Source organism: Ruegeria sp. HKCCSP346 (assembly GCF_017872595.1).
In the GTDB taxonomy this organism is placed as follows: domain Bacteria; phylum Pseudomonadota; class Alphaproteobacteria; order Rhodobacterales; family Rhodobacteraceae; genus Ruegeria.
Window position 1 is genome coordinate 300,169 of the sequence record NZ_JAEDOT010000001.1, and the last position, 16,279, is coordinate 316,447.

Below are 16,279 nucleotides of genomic sequence, written 5' to 3' on the forward strand. Positions count from 1 at the left end.
AAACTGGTAAATCACCTGTAGTCGTATATATTCCTACGACCAATCGAGGAACCGCAGCCGATGAACATTCACCCGCGCGACATTGATGAGACCCCGGATCAGGAGCAAGCCGCCGAGGCCCTGAAGGTTCTGCGGCAATGGGCGGAATCTGCGACGGCATCCGAGATCAGCCAGCTGGATCCGGCTATCGCGCGGCTGGTGCCCGGCCTGACGCAGGTGAACTATCCTTCGCTTTCGCGCGAGTACCCGGAGGGTTTCTCGGTTGACGCGAATTACCGCGCGTCTTTGCCCGACTTGCAAAACGGCCCGTCCAGCTTGATACGCGGTGCCAAGCAGCAGATCCAGCATGTTGGCATCTCGAACTTTCGCCTGCCGATCCGTTTCCATCGGAAAGATGGGGAAGACCTGACGCTTGAGACGTCTGTTACGGGCACCGTCAGCCTTGAGGCCGAGAAAAAGGGCATCAACATGTCCCGGATCATGCGGTCTTTTTACAAACATGCCGAGCGTACTTTCAGCTTTGAAGTCATGCAGGCGGCGCTTGACGACTATATGACCGACCTGGACAGCTTTGACGCGCGTATCCAAATGCGGTTTTCTTACCCCGACAGGGTCAAGAGCCTGAGATCGGGTCTGGAAGGATATCAGTATTACGACATCGCTCTGGAACTGGTGGAGTCCGGCGGCGTGCGCCAGAAGATCATGCATCTGGACTATGTCTATTCCTCGACCTGCCCGTGCTCTCTGGAGCTGAGCGAACATGCCCGTGCCATGCGGGGACAATTGGCAACACCGCATTCGCAACGTTCCGTCGCGCGAATTTCCGTGGTCGTGGATTGCGATGCCGATTGTCTTTGGTTTGAAGACCTGATCGAGTTGTGCCGACGCGCGGTGCCGACCGAAACTCAGGTCATGGTCAAACGCGAAGACGAACAGGCTTTTGCCGAGTTGAACGCAGCCAATCCGATTTTTGTCGAAGATGCGGCGCGCTTGTTCTGCGCGGAATTGCTGGCCGATCATCACGTCGGTGATTTTCGCGTTGTCGCAAGCCATCAGGAAAGCCTGCACAGCCATGACGCCGTGTCGATTCTGACCGAAGGCCCAACCTTCGCCGCGTCCAGCCTGGACCCGAAACTGTTCACGACCCTGTTTCACGTTGGCTGAACTTCTCGGGTAAGTGGCTAGAATTTAATCAGAGAATTATCTGATCGGCGCTCATTCGCCGCAATGCAGCAAAAATGCTGCAATTGCGTGAGAAACTCCTGTATCCTGACGGGGAATGCAGCTTCGGCACACCGGCGCGCTCAATGGTGTGTCACCCCAAAAGGAAGCCGAGACGTGAGACGCCTTGGACTGCAAGACCCCAACCTCCGCCCGGATCCCCCGAGCGGGCAGGGCGCTTTACCCTCTCTCTTCGGGCTGCATCGTTTTCACAGGAGATCTATGGAATGAATTCGATTACCCAACCGCTGGAGCTTCAGGCCGCGGCTTTACGCATGGCTGGCTATGCGATCGTCAACCAGATCAAGATCGCACAGATCATGACACGTTCAGCACTTGAACTGCCGATGGTGTCGGTCCACGCGCTACACGTGGCAGCGTCAGCACCGGGTCCAGTGGTGGAAACTCCGGCGGCAAAACCGGTGGCCAAAGCCGCTGCGACGCGCAAAAAACGCGTACCGGCGAAATCGCCAACGACCAAGAACAAGCTGGCCCGCAAACCTGTACCGACCAAACCGGTGACCAAGCCGGCGGCAAAACCGGTTGAGTTTTCAGCCAGTCCGCGGCCCACGGCAGCACCCCCGGCAGCAGCCAAACCGACACCTGCAGTTAGTGACAAAACAGCGGTAAAACCTGTTGAACCCTCGGCGACACCTGCGGCCGAAACCGTGTTGCCCGTAACACCCAAGCCCGCCCCCGCAAAACCGGCGCCTGTCCAGGCAGCGCAGGTCAAGCCGACACCGGCCGATCCTGCCCCGGCCAAGGTGCAGGCAAAACCAGCCCCGGTGACGGAACCGCGCAAACCGCAGGCGCGAAAAACTCGTGCCCCGTCCAAACCACCCGTGATGCCCGAAGCAGATGTAAAAACTGACGGGTAAACCGGGATCATCTGCTTGACACGGTCGGGTTGGCGCGCCAACGCTGCGCGTCATGATGGATCTTCGCCCGGTCGGATATGTGATTGGCTTGCTGGTCGCCATTCTTGGGGCGACCATGCTGCTGCCTATGCTCGCGGACATTATCGAAGGTCGCGGCGAATGGAATGTATTTCTGGAAAGCGCGATAATCACGATGCTGACCGGATCCGTTCTTGCGATGAGCTGTTCCAACGGCGTGGGCGAGGGTCTGACCATCCGGCAGACCTTTTTGTTGACAACCGGCGTTTGGGTCGCGCTGCCGGTGTTTGGTGCAATCCCGTTTCTGTTCGGTGAAACCGAACTGCGCTTTGTCGATGCCTATTTCGAGGCGATGTCGGGCCTTACGACGACCGGTTCGACTGTGATATCAGGGTTGGACACGCTGCCGCAGGGGCTTTTGTTGTGGCGCGGTATCCTGCAATGGCTGGGAGGCATCGGCATAATCGTTGTTGCGATGGTGTTCCTGCCGGAGTTGCGGGTTGGTGGCATGCAAATCTTCCGGTCGGAAGGGTTTGAGACCATGGGGAAAATCCTGCCTCGCGCGCAGGAGATTGCGGGACAGATTTCCCTGATCTACGTCTTCCTGACACTCGTATGCGTGCTGGTCTATGCCGCATTGGGGATGAGTTTTTTTGACGCGTTGGTGCATGCTTTCACGACGGTGTCCACGGGTGGTTTCTCGAACTATGATGCCTCGTTTGGAACATTTTCAGGCCCGGCCGAATATGCTGCATCCGTCTTCATGATTCTGGCGGCTCTGCCGTTTGTGCGCTATGTCCAGTTGGCCAATGGTCATACGGCGTCCTTATGGAAAGACAGTCAAATCCGGGCATTTCTGGCGACCATTCTGGTTCTGGTTGTCATCATGTCAGTCTTTCTTACCTCGGTCTTTCCGCATCACTGGGAACAGGCGTTCCGCGAGTCATTGTTCAACATCACCTCGATCATCTCGGGGACAGGATATGCCAGTGTCGATTACATGGGGTGGGGCAGCTTTCCGATCATGTTGTTTTTCCTGATCGGATTGATCGGTGGATGTGCGGGGTCGACGGCGTGTTCGATCAAGATTTTCCGCTATCAGTTGTTGTTCGCCTCGATCAAAAGCCAGATCAAACGGATCCGGTCCCCGCATGGCGTGTTCATGCCGCTCTATGATGGAAGGCCGGTCGGGCGGGACGTTCTGACATCGGTGATGAGCTTTTTCATGTTCTTCGTTTTGTCGATGGGGGTGTTGTCCTGGGCGTTGGCGCTGACAGGTCTGGATTTCGTCACGTCCGTATCCGGGGCCGCGACGGCGCTGGCCAATGTCGGACCGGGACTCGGCGATCAGATCGGACCGGCGGGCAATTTCGCAGGTCTCAACGATACGGCCAAGTGGCTGCTGACTTTCGGGATGCTGGCCGGGCGGCTCGAACTTTTGGCCGTATATGCGATCTTTACCGTTCAATTCTGGAGAGGCTGATGAAAAGACCCCTTGGCGCGCAAATCTCGCATATGCTCAAGGATCGCGGTGTGGATGTGATATTCGGCATTCCCGGTGTCCATAATCAGGAAATGTATCGCGGTATTGAAGAGGCCGGGATCACGCATGTACTGGCCCGGCACGAGCAGGGTGCCGGATTCATGGCTGACGGTTACGCGCGCGCGACCGGGCAGCCCGGCGTCGCCTATGTGATCACCGGTCCCGGCCTTTGCAACATCATGACCCCGATCGGACAGGCCTACAGCGACTCGGTTCCGATGCTGATTCTGTCCTCATGCCTGGATGAAACGCAGGCTGTCCGGGGTCAGTTGCACCAGATGAAAGATCAACGTGCCGCCGCCGGTACGGTTGCGGATTGGTCCGTACAGGCCAACTCCGCCGAAGCTGCCTATGGGCTGATAGAACGGGCGTTTGAAGAATTCGAGCTTTCGCGCCCGCGCCCCAAGCACATTCAGGTGCCCATCGCGCAGTTGCAGGCCGAGGCCGACCCCGCGCCGTTCCCCAACCAGCCCGCGCTGCGCACCAAAGCCTTGCCGCCTGACGTGTCATCGGTCGTGTCCATGTTGAACCTTGCCCGCAGGCCGCTGTTCATCCTGGGTGGCGGATGCAGGTCGAATGATTGGCGTCAGATTTTGACACAGCTGGGGGCGGCCTGTTTTACCACCTATGCCGGGCGCGGGCTGCCGGGCGCAAATTATCCGCTGGACTTCGGGTCCATGTTGCCGCGTCCCGGCAGCGCCGAGGTAATCGCGTCGGCGGATCTGGTCGTTGCGGTCGGGGCCGAGCTGGGCGAGGTCGATTTGTGGCGGCAGGATTTGGGGCACAAGGCGACCTTGATACGCGTCGACCTCGACCCCGAGGTTCTTTCCGATTGCCATCGCGCCGCCATCAAGCTGCAAGTCGACAGCCAGAGCTTTGCCCGCGCCTTGTGGCACGCAACTCAGGACATGAAACCGGCAACAGGCTGGTCACCCGAGGAAGTCGCCGAGATGCGCGCCCGCTGGCGTGCCGAGGTGGATGCAGAGCGGCCCGGAATCGTGCCGATCGCGGACGCTTTGCGCGCGGCCATGCCGGCCGACACCATGATCTATTCGGACATGACGCAGTTTGCCTATGTCGCCAAAGAGGTGTGGGACATGGCCTATCCTCATCACTGGCATCATCCGACGGGGTTTGGCACTCTTGGCTATGGGTTGCCCGCCGGTATTGGCGGGGCGGTTGCCCGGCGCGGCAAACCCACGGCGGTTATCGCCGGGGATTACGGGTTCCATTACACGATGCAGGAACTGGGCGTGGCAGTTGAGTTGGGATTGTCGCTTCCAATCATTTTATGGGACAATGGCAAACTGAAGGAAATCGAGGACAGTATGGTGCGCAGCCAGATCGCGCCCAACGCGGTCATGGCGCACAATCCCGATTTCTGCAAACTTGCCGAAGCCTTTGGTGCGCGCTCCTCGGCGCCTTCGAATGTAGCAGAGATGCAAAGTGCAGTAAGGGCCGCATTCGATGCGCCTGTGCCGACCTTGATCCACGTGACACCTGACATTCTGTAACGAAAAAGCGCCGCACTTTCATGCGGCACTTTTTTTTGAGGTGCTGTCGGATCAATCCCAGCAGTGAACCAGAACCGTCATGCCGGTTGCGCGCCGGTTCAGCTCATTGGGTGAGATCCGTGTGGTTTCTTCGCTCGACTGACCGGACACTCCGGCCTCTGCAAGAATTTCGGTCAACCTATCAACGGTGGCCGCAAGGCTGACCGAAGCGGGCAGGGTGCGCCCTTCGGACGGTGTGGGCAACAACATTCCGACGACGTTACCGCTGTCATTGAAGACGGGGCCGCCTGCATCGCCGGGTTGGGCGTTCAGCGCCAGACGCTTGACGCCGGTCTCACCGTTCAGCCCACGAATGTCCGCGACCTGCCCGTAGGTCAGGGTGGGGCCCCCCAATGCGCCCTGATAGGAATAGCCGGACACGGCCACCTCAGACTTGATCTGCGGCTTGGCCGCACTGAACGCGGCGACGCTCATGGGGGCGAGCGTTTTTGCAGGGCGCAGGACCGCCACGCCAAGTTCAGGGTCCGTAAGGGCCAGTTGAACCTCGTGATCGCCATCCAGCGTGATCCGCGTGCAGCTGTCTGCGGCCTCGGAAACCGTCAGTACTGTCCCATTCTCATCCGCGAAAAAGCCAGAGCGCGTCAGTCGGGGCTTACGGACCTGAAGGCCCGACACCAGATCGATGCGCTGTTCTGCGGATGCACCGGCGGCGGCATCCAGAACCGCATCCGTCGTGCTGAAGCTGGATGTCATCGCTGACAGGACACGCAGGCGACGTGCCTCGTCTCCTTCGGGCCAGACAAGGGTGAAGCCCTTGATTTTTCCATCGGCCAATTGCGCTTGCGTAAAGGACACTATGCCGTTGCCGCGTCCTTCAAGGGTAAACCGGTCGCGGCCCAGTTCACGAGGGCCATTCAGTGGAACGATCTCAAGCGATTGCATCACTTCGTAGAGCGCGCGGAGCGTGTTCTTGTCCCCCTCCTGACTGATCAGCAGCGCCTTGGCGTTCAGGTCAGAGGTGCTTTTGAAATGTGCGAAGGGGGCCTCATAGCGATCAAGGCTGACAGCGGCCAGAGGCATGTCGAGCACGATCCCGGCCTTGTCGTTGGAATACCGCTCCATTCCAACAGAGATCAGCGGCGCGTTGTATTCATCCATCAGGGCCTTGCGCTGCAACGTCGTCAGAACGCCCGTGGCGTCAAACCCGTTGTAGCGCTGCCAATCGCTCATCGAACGGCGGGTGCCTTGCCCGAACGCACCATCGATGGTCGAGTTGTAAAACCCCGCCGCGCGCAGAGCCGTTTGCAGATCCTTGCGTTCCCGCGCGGTCAACAGACGTTCGGACTGAAGCGCCTGCGCACGGGTTTCATCCGAATCCTGTGGTGTGGTAACCGCCGGAGCCTCTTCCGGTTGTGCCACAGGTTCAATCGGTGCCGCGACGGTGCCACGGTTCAGCACGTTTGCCCCGATGGGCCAGAACTGTTGCCCCATCGCGCTGGAAAACGCGATGTAACTGTCGCGCGGTATCTGGCCTTCGGCCCGATAGACGCGCAGCACCTGTTCGGCGTCGGTCCGCGCGTAGGGGCCGATCACGATCGCGTACCAGCCGCTGTTCAGGCGAAACCCGTTCACATCCGGCAAAGCACTGGCATAGGCCTGTGCCCGTTCCTGCGCTTCGCGCAGCGAGGGCTGGGCCTCGACCTGGACCCAGACGCCGGGATCTTGTTGTGCGGTTGCGGCGCGCAGGCCGACCAGAAGAAACAATAGGATTGCTGAAAATACGCGTGTCATAGTCTGCCCGTCTTATGCAGTGTTCGTGCTTTGGCGCAGAATACGCGAATTCATTTGCGAAACGCCATGCCGCGAATGCGGGGAATTTACGGTGTGGCTCTGCAGATACAGGCTTGGCCCCAAGCCCCGTTGACGCCCCTTTGCCCCTTGCATAGGAAGGGCAAAACCGACCGGAACCGGGCGCAGAGGCGCCCAGAGGGAATGCCATGACCGAACCGACCAGCGCACCGCGTTCATTTCAGGAGATCATCCTGCGGCTTCAGACCTATTGGGCGTCTAAAGGCTGTGCGATTCTACAGCCCTATGACATGGAAGTCGGCGCCGGAACGTTTCATCCCGCGACCACCCTGCGCGCGCTTGGCTCGAAAGCCTGGGCTGCGGCTTACGTTCAGCCGTCACGCCGCCCGACGGATGGGCGTTATGGCGAGAACCCGAACCGGTTGCAGCACTATTATCAGTACCAGGTGCTGATCAAACCCAGCCCACCGGATTTGCAGGAGTTGTATCTTGGAAGCCTCGAGGCGATTGGCATCGACATGGACCTGCACGACATCCGTTTTGTCGAAGATGACTGGGAAAGCCCGACACTTGGCGCGTGGGGTCTGGGTTGGGAAGTCTGGTGTGACGGAATGGAAGTCAGCCAGTTCACCTATTTCCAACAGGTTGGCGGCCATGACTGCGCGCCAGTATCAGGCGAGCTGACCTATGGGCTGGAGCGTCTGGCCATGTATGTGCTCGGCATCGATCACGTGATGGACATGCCGTTCAATGACCCCCAGTCGCCCAGTCCATTGACTTACGGCGATATCTTCAAGCAGACCGAAGAGGAGTACGCCCGCTGGAACTTTGACGTGGCCAACACCGAAGTTCTGCTGCGCCACTTCGAAGAGGCCGAGACCGAGTGCGCGGCGATTCTGAGCCAGGCGCATGTGGACCCGAAGACGGGCAAACGCATCATCATGGCGCACCCTGCCTATGATCAATGCATCAAGGCCAGTCACATCTTCAACCTGCTGGACGCGCGCGGCGTGATCTCGGTGACTGAACGGCAGGCCTATATCGGGCGCGTCCGGGCGTTGGCCAAACAATGTGCGGATGCGTTCGTGCAGACCGAGGCCGCCGGGTTTCAGGCCTGATGAGGCAATCAGGCCAGCCCGGGCAAAAGCGCCTTGAGCCCGTCTGCGATCATGCTGACGGCAATGGCGGCAAGGATCATACCCATGAAGCGGCTCATGATCACGCGCGCGTTGCTGGACAGGCGTTCAGCCAGCCAGGCGGCGTTCCAGAACGTGATCAGAAGCAGGCCGACCACAACGAGAAATACGCCTGCAAAAACAAAGGCCTCGACCGCAGTTTTAACCTGATGTGCGTACAAGATCAGGGTGGTTATCGTGCCGGGGCCCACAAGAATGGGAAAGGCCAGCGGGTAAAAGGCCACCGTATCGGTTTCGGGGTAAGCTTCCTTCTCTCCTTTTGTTCCGTGATGAGAGGTGCTTTCGTTTCCGTTCAGCATGTTGAGACCGATCATCATGACGACCAGGCCGCCGGCGACGCGCAGGTGATTGACGCTGATGCCAAAAAGGCCAAGCGCCTGACTTCCGACCAGCGCAAAGGCACCGCCGAGGATCAGGCAATAGATCACCGTCTTCACCGCAATCTTGCGCTGGTCGGCGGCAGGCAGATCCTGAGTGACGCTCAGAAACACCGGCAGGTTGGAAACCGGGTTCATGATGGCAAACAATGCGCCGAAAAAACCGACAGCAAGCGTGGATTCCATGGTGTTGACCTCATTGATGCCTATACCCGGACGAAACCTGTCCTATTTTACAAGAACTTGAAAGAGGCAGCCTGAAACATGACGGGAAAACTGCTGGCAATTGTTCTGTTGTTGTCGGCCTTGGTGGCCGGGGCCGGAATGTATTATTTGCAGATTTACGGTTTCTACTACGAGGTCGAACCGCAACCCGGCCAGGACGTGGTCCTGATGACGGACCAAAGCGATGCGCCTGTCCCGATCACCTATTCAGACTTTCAGGCGATTGATGCAGACAGTTCTCCGATCCGCTACCGTGGCTGTTTTGAAACGGATCTGAAACCGGATCAGATGGCCGGGTTTATTGCTGTCGAAAACCCCGACCCCTTGACCGCGCCGGGTTGGTTTGACTGTTACGACGCTGTGTCGTTGGGCGATGCGCTGAAATCGGGGCAGGCGCAGGCGTTTTTGAGCGAAAAGAACATCCATTTCGGCGTCGACCGGATCGTGGCGATTACCAGGGATGGCAAGGGATATGTCTGGCACGCGTTGAACAACTGCGGAGAAAAAGCCTATGACGGTACGGTGGTGGGTGAGGAGTGCCCGACGCGCCCTGAAAACTGAGGAAAACCATGGCTGACGCCGTTTTGATCCCGGACTTCATTACTGCAACTCTGGGGTTTGCGGTGTATTTGTTGGGTGCCCGGATCAACAGCAAAGTCGCAGTTTTGAGGCAGTTCAATATTCCTGAACCGGTCACGGGCGGCCTTTTGGCCTCGCTCGTGGTCTTGTTTCTGTATCTTGGTGCCAATGTAGAGCTGTCATTCGAGTTGCAGACCCGGGACGCTCTGCTGGTTTTGTTCTTTGCCGGAATCGGATTGAACGCGCGGCTTTCTGACTTGATTGCCGGTGGTAAGCCTTTGTTGATCCTGTTGATTTTGACGCTTGTCACGATTGTTGCGCAGAACGTTATCGGCGCGGCAGGGGCTTCCTTGTTTGGCTATCCGGCGCAAGCAGGCGTTCTGTTCGGTTCGGCCGCGTTGATTGGTGGACACGGAACCGCAATTGCATGGGCACCCGAAGTTGCCAGCGCTACGGGTCTGGACGGTGCAACTGAACTTGGCGTTGCCGTGGCGACGCTCGGACTGGTGCTTGCAGCGCTGGTCGGGGGCCCCATCGCCCGTCTTCTGGTGGAAACACGAGGCCTGTCGCCGGACCGACCTGACGAAGAACATACCGTTGGACTGCCGGAAGAAACGACCGCAGCCACCGAAATTGACCATATGACCATCATGCGCGTGCTGCTGCATCTGAACCTTGCGATTATTCTGGGCTATGCGCTGGGCGAGGCGATTTCGGCAGCGGGGCTTAAACTGCCGCTGTTTGTGCCCTGTCTGATCATGGGCATCGTGATTTCGAATGTCCGGGCGGCCATCGCTCCGTCCGCGCCGCCGGTTGCACGGACACCGTCGCTGGCATTGCTGTCTGAATTTGCGCTTGGGGCCTTTCTGGCAATGTCACTGATGAGCTTGCAGTTGTGGACCATCGCGGAACTGGGTGTGGCAATTGCCGTGATCATGACGGCGCAAACGGTGTTTACGGTTGCCTTCGTGATTTGGGTGCTGTTTCCCCTGATGGGCTCGAATTATCGCGGAGCGGTGCTGGCAGCGGGCTTCGGAGGCTTTGCCCTGGGCGCCACACCCACGGCGATTGCAAATATGACGGCTGTAACCAAGCGATATGGGCCGTCGCCTATTGCCTTTATCGTGTTGCCCCTTGTATCCGCCTTCTTTGTGGATATCGCCAATGCCATCGTCATTCAGACGATTGTGAACTTCTAAGGACCGACTATGCCCGACCTGCTGATCGAACTGTTTTCCGAAGAAATTCCTGCGCGGATGCAAACCCGTGCAGGTGAGGATCTGAAAAAGCGGATTACCGATGGTCTGGTCGAGGCCGGTTTGACCTATTCAAACGCGGCCGCACTGACGACACCCCGCCGTCTGACATTGGCGGTGGAAGGTCTGCTGGCGCAAAGCCCGACAATCCGGGAAGAGCGCAAAGGGCCCAAGGTCGGCGCGCCGGACAAGGCGATTGAAGGATTTCTGCGGGGTGCTGGCCTGACCCGCGACCAACTGGAAGAGCGCGAGACCCCCAAGGGCGCCGTTTACTTCGCCACCATCGAGAAACCGGGCCGTCCGGCCGCCGAGATCATTGCCGAAGTGCTGGAAGCCACTATTCGCAACTTCCCATGGCCCAAATCCATGCGTTGGGGCAGTGGCAGTCTGCGGTGGGTGCGCCCGTTGCATTCGATTCTGTGCATCCTGTCGGATGAATCAGGGGCGCAGGTTGTTCCGATGCAGGTCGATGGCATCCGTTCCGGTGACACCACAGCCGGTCATCGTTTCATGGCCCCCAACCGGTTCTCGGTTACGTCTTTCGAGGACTATGCCGCCAAGCTGAAACGCGCATTCGTTTTGCTGTCACAGGATGAACGTGCCGAACACATCTGGAATGATGCGCAAAATATGGCTTTTGCCGCCGGTCTGGAAATCGTCGAAGACAAGGGGCTGTTGGCCGAGGTTGCCGGGCTGGTGGAATGGCCTGTGGTGTTGATGGGGAAAATCGACGAGGAATTCCTCGAATTGCCGCCCGAGGTGTTGCAGACCTCGATGAAAGAGCATCAGAAGTTCTTTTCCGTAAAAAACCACAAGACCGGTCGGATCGAGCGTTTCATCACCGTCGCCAACCGCGAAACCGCCGACAATGGCGCGACCATTCTGGCGGGCAACCAGAAGGTGCTGTCGGCGCGTCTGGCAGATGCGAAATTCTTCTGGGAGAACGACCTGCGCGTTGCCAAATCGGACATCGCCCAATGGACCCGCGCGCTGGAGAACGTGACCTTCCACAACAAACTGGGCACTCAGGCCCAACGTATCGAGCGCATCGCCGCGCTGGCCCGCGAACTGGCTCTGGTGACGGGCGCCGACCCGGATCAGGCCGAGAAAGCCGCGCGTCTGGCCAAGGCCGATCTGAGTTCAGAGATGGTCTATGAATTCCCCGAACTTCAGGGGCTCATGGGGCGGTATTACATCGAAGCCGCCGGCGAGGATGCCGCGGTGGCTGCTGTTGCGCAGGAACATTACTCGCCGCTGGGGCCGTCGGATGATGTGCCTGCGGCACCCCTGTCGGTCGCCGTGGCGCTTGCGGACAAACTTGATACTCTGGCAGGGTTCTGGGCGATCGACGAAAAGCCCACCGGGTCGAAGGACCCGTTCGCGCTGCGTCGCGCGGCATTGGGGGTGATCCGGTTGATCCTGAACAATGATCTGCGGCTGAAGCTGGATCGTTTCTTCGACGCGCAACTCGTTCGGGCCGAAGCGGCTTCCAACGAAGCCTTGCACGACGGGCATGTCGCAGAGCTGTTGGATGAGATTGCCGACCACGGTGTTTTCGGAGCGGCGTTCCGTACGGTGAAGGAGAAGCTTGCGGGCGACAAGGCCGGGACGCAACAAATGACGGACTTTCTGCGTCTTGAACGGAAGGTACCCGATACGTCCGATGACCTTTTGTCCTTCTTCCACGACCGCCTCAAAGTCTTTCTGCGTGACGAGGGCATCCGCCACGACATCATCGATGCGTGCATCGCGATGGAGGGGAATGACGACCTCAACCTGCTGGTCAAACGTGCCCGCGCGTTGAATGCCGTGATCGCGACCGAGGATGGGGAAAACCTTGTGCAGGGGTTCAAGCGGGCCAACAACATCCTGACCCAGGCCGAGGAAAAGGACGGCGTGGAATACTCTTACGGTGCGGATGTGAAATTCGCCGAGACCGACAGCGAGAAGGCGCTTTTCATGGCTTTGGATGGGGCGCAGACGCAAATCGACGTGGCCCTGAAATCCGAAGACTTTCCAACTGCAATGGCGGCCATGGCGGGGCTGCGCGGGCCGGTGGATGCGTTCTTTGAGGACGTGCAGGTCAACACCGACAATGACGTGATCCGCCGCAACCGGCTGAACCTGCTCAGTCAGATCAGGCAGGTTTGTTCCAGCGTGGCCGATCTGTCGCGGATCGAAGGTTAAAACCTCGGGCACGCAGCGATGCGTGCCCACAACGCCCTTGCACGAAGGGCGCAAGCGCTTATGCTGCAGGCAAATCAAAAGGTGCTGCAGTGCAGAATAATCCGCATACCACGCTCATTACATCCGATGCGCCGGTCACGGCCCATACCCATGGCGGGCGGGCCAAGTGTCTGCAACGGCTGGTCCGACTGGACCTGCCGGTGCCCCGGACCGTCGCCTTGTCGTTTGATGCGGTCCATCAGATTGCGGAAGGCGACGTTCCGAACCTTGACGCGATCCTTGAGCAATTCGACCCCACGACCTTGCTGTGCGTCCGACCAAGTTCTGAAGATCCCGATTGGGGCGGGCCCGGTGCGGTTCTGAACATTGGCATGAATGATGCCCGCTATGTGGACCTGTCCGACACCATGGGGGCAGAGGCCGCTGCTGCGCTGTATCTCAGGTTCGTTCAAAGCTATGCGATCCACGTGGCGCGGCTGGACGCGGATGTGTTTGATGACATCGACATGGATGGCAGCGAAGGCTTGCGCCATTCCCTGCGCGCCTACGAAGATGAAACGGATGAAGCCTTCCCGCAGGACCGGGGTGAACAGCTGATCGGCGTTCTGCGCTCGATGGCACGTGCATGGGACGGGACGTCCGCCCGGCTGCTGCGGCAGGCCAAGGGTGCCCCGGCAGATGCGGGTCTTGGGCTTGTCATTCAAGAGATGATCCCGGGCGTCGGGCAGGGTGAATGCGGATCAGGCGTGCTTCAACTGGTTGATTCCACAACAGGAATGCCACAGATCACCGGTCGCTACCTAAGCCAGAGCCAGGGGCGCGACGCGCTAGGCAAAGATGTGGCAGCCCTGTTTCTTGAAAAAGACCCGCGCGGCCCCTCGCTGGAAGAGGTTGCGCCCAAAGCCTTTGCCGACGTCAAAACGCATGCCGTCCTGATGCGCGAAAAACTGCGTGAAGAAATGCAGGTCGAGTTCGTCATTCAAAACGGCAAAGTGCATATTCTGGATGGCGTCCGGGTGCAGCGATCGGCCCGCGCGGCCATGCGCATTGCCGTACGTCTTGCCGAAGACGGTATCATACCGCCGCAAGAGGCGGTGATGCGTGTCGACCCGCACGCGCTGAACGAACTACTGCACCGTCAGGTCCACCCCGATGCGCGCCGCGATGTGCTGACCACCGCCATTGGTGCCAGCCCCGGTGCCTCGACCGGCAAGATCGTGTTCACCTCGGCCGAAGCGCAGGCCAGTGCCGCCCGTGGCGAGGCGTGTGTTCTGGTGCGCCGGGAAACCTCGCCCGAGGATGTGCGCGGGATGCATGCCGCCGTTGCGGTTCTGACGGAAAAGGGCGGCATGACCAGCCACGCGGCCGTGATCGGGCGCGGATTGGGCCTGCCCTGTATCGTCGGGGCCTCGGAAATGCGGTTTCAGACGAAAGACAAGATGCTGACCGCACCGGATGGGCGGGTGTTCAAAACCGGCGATATTGTCACCATTGATGGCAGCTCGGGTCAGGTGCTGGCCGGTCAACCCGCCATGCTCGAGGCCGCATTGGATGACTGTTTCCAGACGCTGATGGGCTGGGCCGATGCCGAGCGTGACATCGACATCCGCGCCAACGCCGACACACCGGCTGACGCGCAGACAGCCCGGAACTTTCAGGCTCAGGGGATCGGTCTGTGCCGGACAGAACATATGTTCTTTGATCCCGGCCGTCTGATCGTGATGCGTGAAATGATCTTTGCGCAAACCTCGGCGGGCAGGGCGGCGGTGCTGGAACGCCTGCTTCCGATGCAGCGCGAGGATTTTGTTCAGCTGTTCAGGATCATGGAAGGCCAGCCTGTCTGCATCCGCCTGTTCGATCCACCCTTGCATGAATTTCTGCCGACAACGCGCACCGGGCAACGGGAACTGGCAGAGGCGCTGGACCTTCCTGTGTCCGACGTTGAACGCCGGGTTGAGGCGATGACCGAATACAACCCAATGCTGGGCCTGCGCGGCGTTCGTCTGGGTGTCACCGTGCCCGAGATCTACGACATGCAGGCGCGCGCGATTTTCGAAGCCACGCTGGAGGCCAGAAAAAACGGTGCCCCGGTGGTGCCCGAAGTGATGATCCCGCTGGTATCTGCCAAGCGCGAGGTTGAACTGGTCAAATCCCGCATCGATTCGGTCGCCGCCGCCGTTGAATCTGAACGGGGACAGAAGTTCGAATATCGGCTGGGCGTCATGGTCGAAACACCACGCGCCTGTCTGCGCGCGGAAGAAATCGCGCCGCAGACCGCCTTCATGAGTTTTGGTACAAACGACCTGACACAGATGACCTACGGCCTGTCCCGCGACGATGCCGGTCGTTTCATGTCCGCCTATGTTCGGCAGGGAGTCTTTGGCGAAGATCCGTTCCACGTTCTTGATCCGGATGGGGTCGGGGAATTGCTGAAACTCGGGGCGGAACGAGGGCGTGCCGCGAAACCGAATGTGACCCTTTCGGTCTGTGGCGAACACGGCGGGAACCCCGAATCAATCGCCATTTGCAGGGATTTGGGGTTTGACTATGTTTCGTGTTCGCCGTTCCGGGTTCCGGTCGCTCGGCTGGCTGCCGCTCAACTGGCGATTTCCTCCAGACTTGGGGGTTGACACCGCGCTGAACCCCAAGGATTAGTGGGTTATTCGGTCACTCGTAAGCGAAAATTATTTTCGCCACGGGCAGTTTTCCACTTGCTTTTTTCAGGATACTGGACCTTTGCGCAGGATTGCGTTAGATGCCTCGTCGCGCCCGCCGGGGGAGGGTATGGCGCGTGATGTGCCTGTGCGAGGTTATCTGATGCTACGTTACATAATGGCTGTTGCTACAATGGCGGCAACCGTGCTGCCGAGTGCGTCCTTCGCCGAGAGGGAAGCAATTGATACTGCAAAGAAAGAACTTGTCGCCCGCAGTGAGCTGCCGGCGCAAAGCTTCCGGGACTATTTCAAGCTGTTCCAGCCCCGCAAGGCGGCTGAACCTGTCGGAGTGTCCTTCTCCAAAGACTGGCTTGACCAGCAACCAAAGGCCTCCGGTGGTGAAAACTGGAAATGCCTGTCCGAAGCCCTGTATTTCGAGGCGCGCGGCGAAAGCGTGCGCGGCCAGTTCGCGGTTGCCGAGGTGATCCTGAACCGGGTCAAAAGCAGCCGTTTCCCGGATTCCCTGTGCGGGGTGATCCATCAGGGGACCGGCAAGAAATACCAGTGCCAATTTACATACACCTGTGATGGCCGCAAAGAGGTCATCCACGAGAAAACGGCGTATGAGCGTGTGGCAAAAGTCGCGCGGGCAGCTATTGATGGTGTGGCGGATGAGTTGACCGAAGGGGCGACGCACTATCACACGACATCGGTTCGCCCGTCCTGGTCGCGGGTCTATAAACAGACGGCGAAAATCGGCGTGCACATTTTCTACCGCCACAACTATCGGACAGCGAGCAACTGATTGACGCACCCGCGCTG

At 59.2% G+C, this 16,279-nt stretch carries 12 protein-coding genes; 10 read left to right on the forward strand and 2 right to left on the reverse strand.

Features of this window, described 5'->3' with window-relative positions; translation table 11 throughout:
• Positions 1 to 60 precede the first annotated feature (60 nt).
• The 4 genes from folE2 (at position 61) to I9185_RS01555 (ending at position 5,174) form a co-directional block, all read left to right on the forward strand.
• The gene (gene folE2, locus I9185_RS01540) at positions 61 to 1,164 is read left to right on the forward strand and encodes a GTP cyclohydrolase FolE2 (RefSeq protein ID WP_209833435.1); all 1,104 of its coding nucleotides are present in this window, start codon (positions 61 to 63) and stop codon (positions 1,162 to 1,164) included.
• Between the two features lie 284 nt (positions 1,165 to 1,448).
• Positions 1,449 to 2,099 carry a hypothetical protein gene (locus I9185_RS01545; RefSeq protein ID WP_210092184.1) on the forward strand — a complete coding sequence of 217 codons (651 nt, stop codon included), beginning with the start codon at positions 1,449 to 1,451 and terminating at the stop codon, positions 2,097 to 2,099.
• 52 nt (positions 2,100 to 2,151) lie between these two features.
• Positions 2,152 to 3,600, forward strand: a complete 1,449-nt coding sequence (locus tag I9185_RS01550; protein ID WP_171723490.1) for a TrkH family potassium uptake protein — start codon at positions 2,152 to 2,154, stop codon at positions 3,598 to 3,600.
• Complete coding sequence (locus I9185_RS01555; RefSeq protein ID WP_210092185.1) at positions 3,600 to 5,174, forward strand: thiamine pyrophosphate-binding protein; 1,575 nt, start codon at positions 3,600 to 3,602, stop codon at positions 5,172 to 5,174. The genes I9185_RS01550 and I9185_RS01555 overlap by 1 nt, the downstream gene beginning before the upstream one ends.
• Before the next feature lie 51 nt (positions 5,175 to 5,225).
• Here I9185_RS01555 and I9185_RS01560 read toward each other — a convergent pair whose 3' ends face one another.
• Positions 5,226 to 6,965 (reverse strand): serine protease, encoded by a 1,740-nt coding sequence (locus I9185_RS01560; RefSeq protein WP_210092186.1) that lies wholly within the window; start codon positions 6,963 to 6,965, stop codon positions 5,226 to 5,228.
• A gap of 206 nt (positions 6,966 to 7,171) precedes the next feature.
• Here I9185_RS01560 and I9185_RS01565 point away from each other — a divergent pair, with 206 nt between their 5' ends.
• On the forward strand, positions 7,172 to 8,101 hold the full coding sequence (locus I9185_RS01565) for a glycine--tRNA ligase subunit alpha (RefSeq protein ID WP_171633292.1): 930 nt from the start codon (positions 7,172 to 7,174) through the stop codon (positions 8,099 to 8,101).
• 8 nt (positions 8,102 to 8,109) lie between these two features.
• Here the strand turns inward: I9185_RS01565 and I9185_RS01570 are convergent, their stop codons facing one another.
• Positions 8,110 to 8,742 (reverse strand): MarC family protein, encoded by a 633-nt coding sequence (locus I9185_RS01570; protein ID WP_171633290.1) that lies wholly within the window; start codon positions 8,740 to 8,742, stop codon positions 8,110 to 8,112.
• A 78-nt stretch (positions 8,743 to 8,820) separates the two neighbouring features.
• On the opposite strand from I9185_RS01570, the gene I9185_RS01575 reads away from it, so the two are divergent.
• From I9185_RS01575 to I9185_RS01595, 5 genes are all read left to right on the forward strand, one after another.
• On the forward strand, positions 8,821 to 9,342 hold the full coding sequence (locus I9185_RS01575; protein WP_171633287.1) for a DUF6446 family protein: 522 nt from the start codon (positions 8,821 to 8,823) through the stop codon (positions 9,340 to 9,342).
• An 8-nt stretch (positions 9,343 to 9,350) separates the two neighbouring features.
• On the forward strand, positions 9,351 to 10,559 hold the full coding sequence (gene gltS / locus I9185_RS01580; protein WP_210092187.1) for a sodium/glutamate symporter: 1,209 nt from the start codon (positions 9,351 to 9,353) through the stop codon (positions 10,557 to 10,559).
• A 9-nt stretch (positions 10,560 to 10,568) separates the two neighbouring features.
• Complete coding sequence (gene glyS / locus I9185_RS01585; protein WP_210092188.1) at positions 10,569 to 12,803, forward strand: glycine--tRNA ligase subunit beta; 2,235 nt, start codon at positions 10,569 to 10,571, stop codon at positions 12,801 to 12,803.
• Positions 12,804 to 12,892: 89 nt separating this feature from the next.
• Positions 12,893 to 15,433: a putative PEP-binding protein gene (locus I9185_RS01590; protein WP_171633281.1), complete on the forward strand. Its 2,541-nt coding sequence runs from the start codon at positions 12,893 to 12,895 to the stop codon at positions 15,431 to 15,433.
• 187 nt (positions 15,434 to 15,620) lie between these two features.
• Positions 15,621 to 16,262: a cell wall hydrolase gene (locus I9185_RS01595; protein WP_210092189.1), complete on the forward strand. Its 642-nt coding sequence runs from the start codon at positions 15,621 to 15,623 to the stop codon at positions 16,260 to 16,262.
• The last annotated feature ends 17 nt before the right edge of the window (positions 16,263 to 16,279 follow it).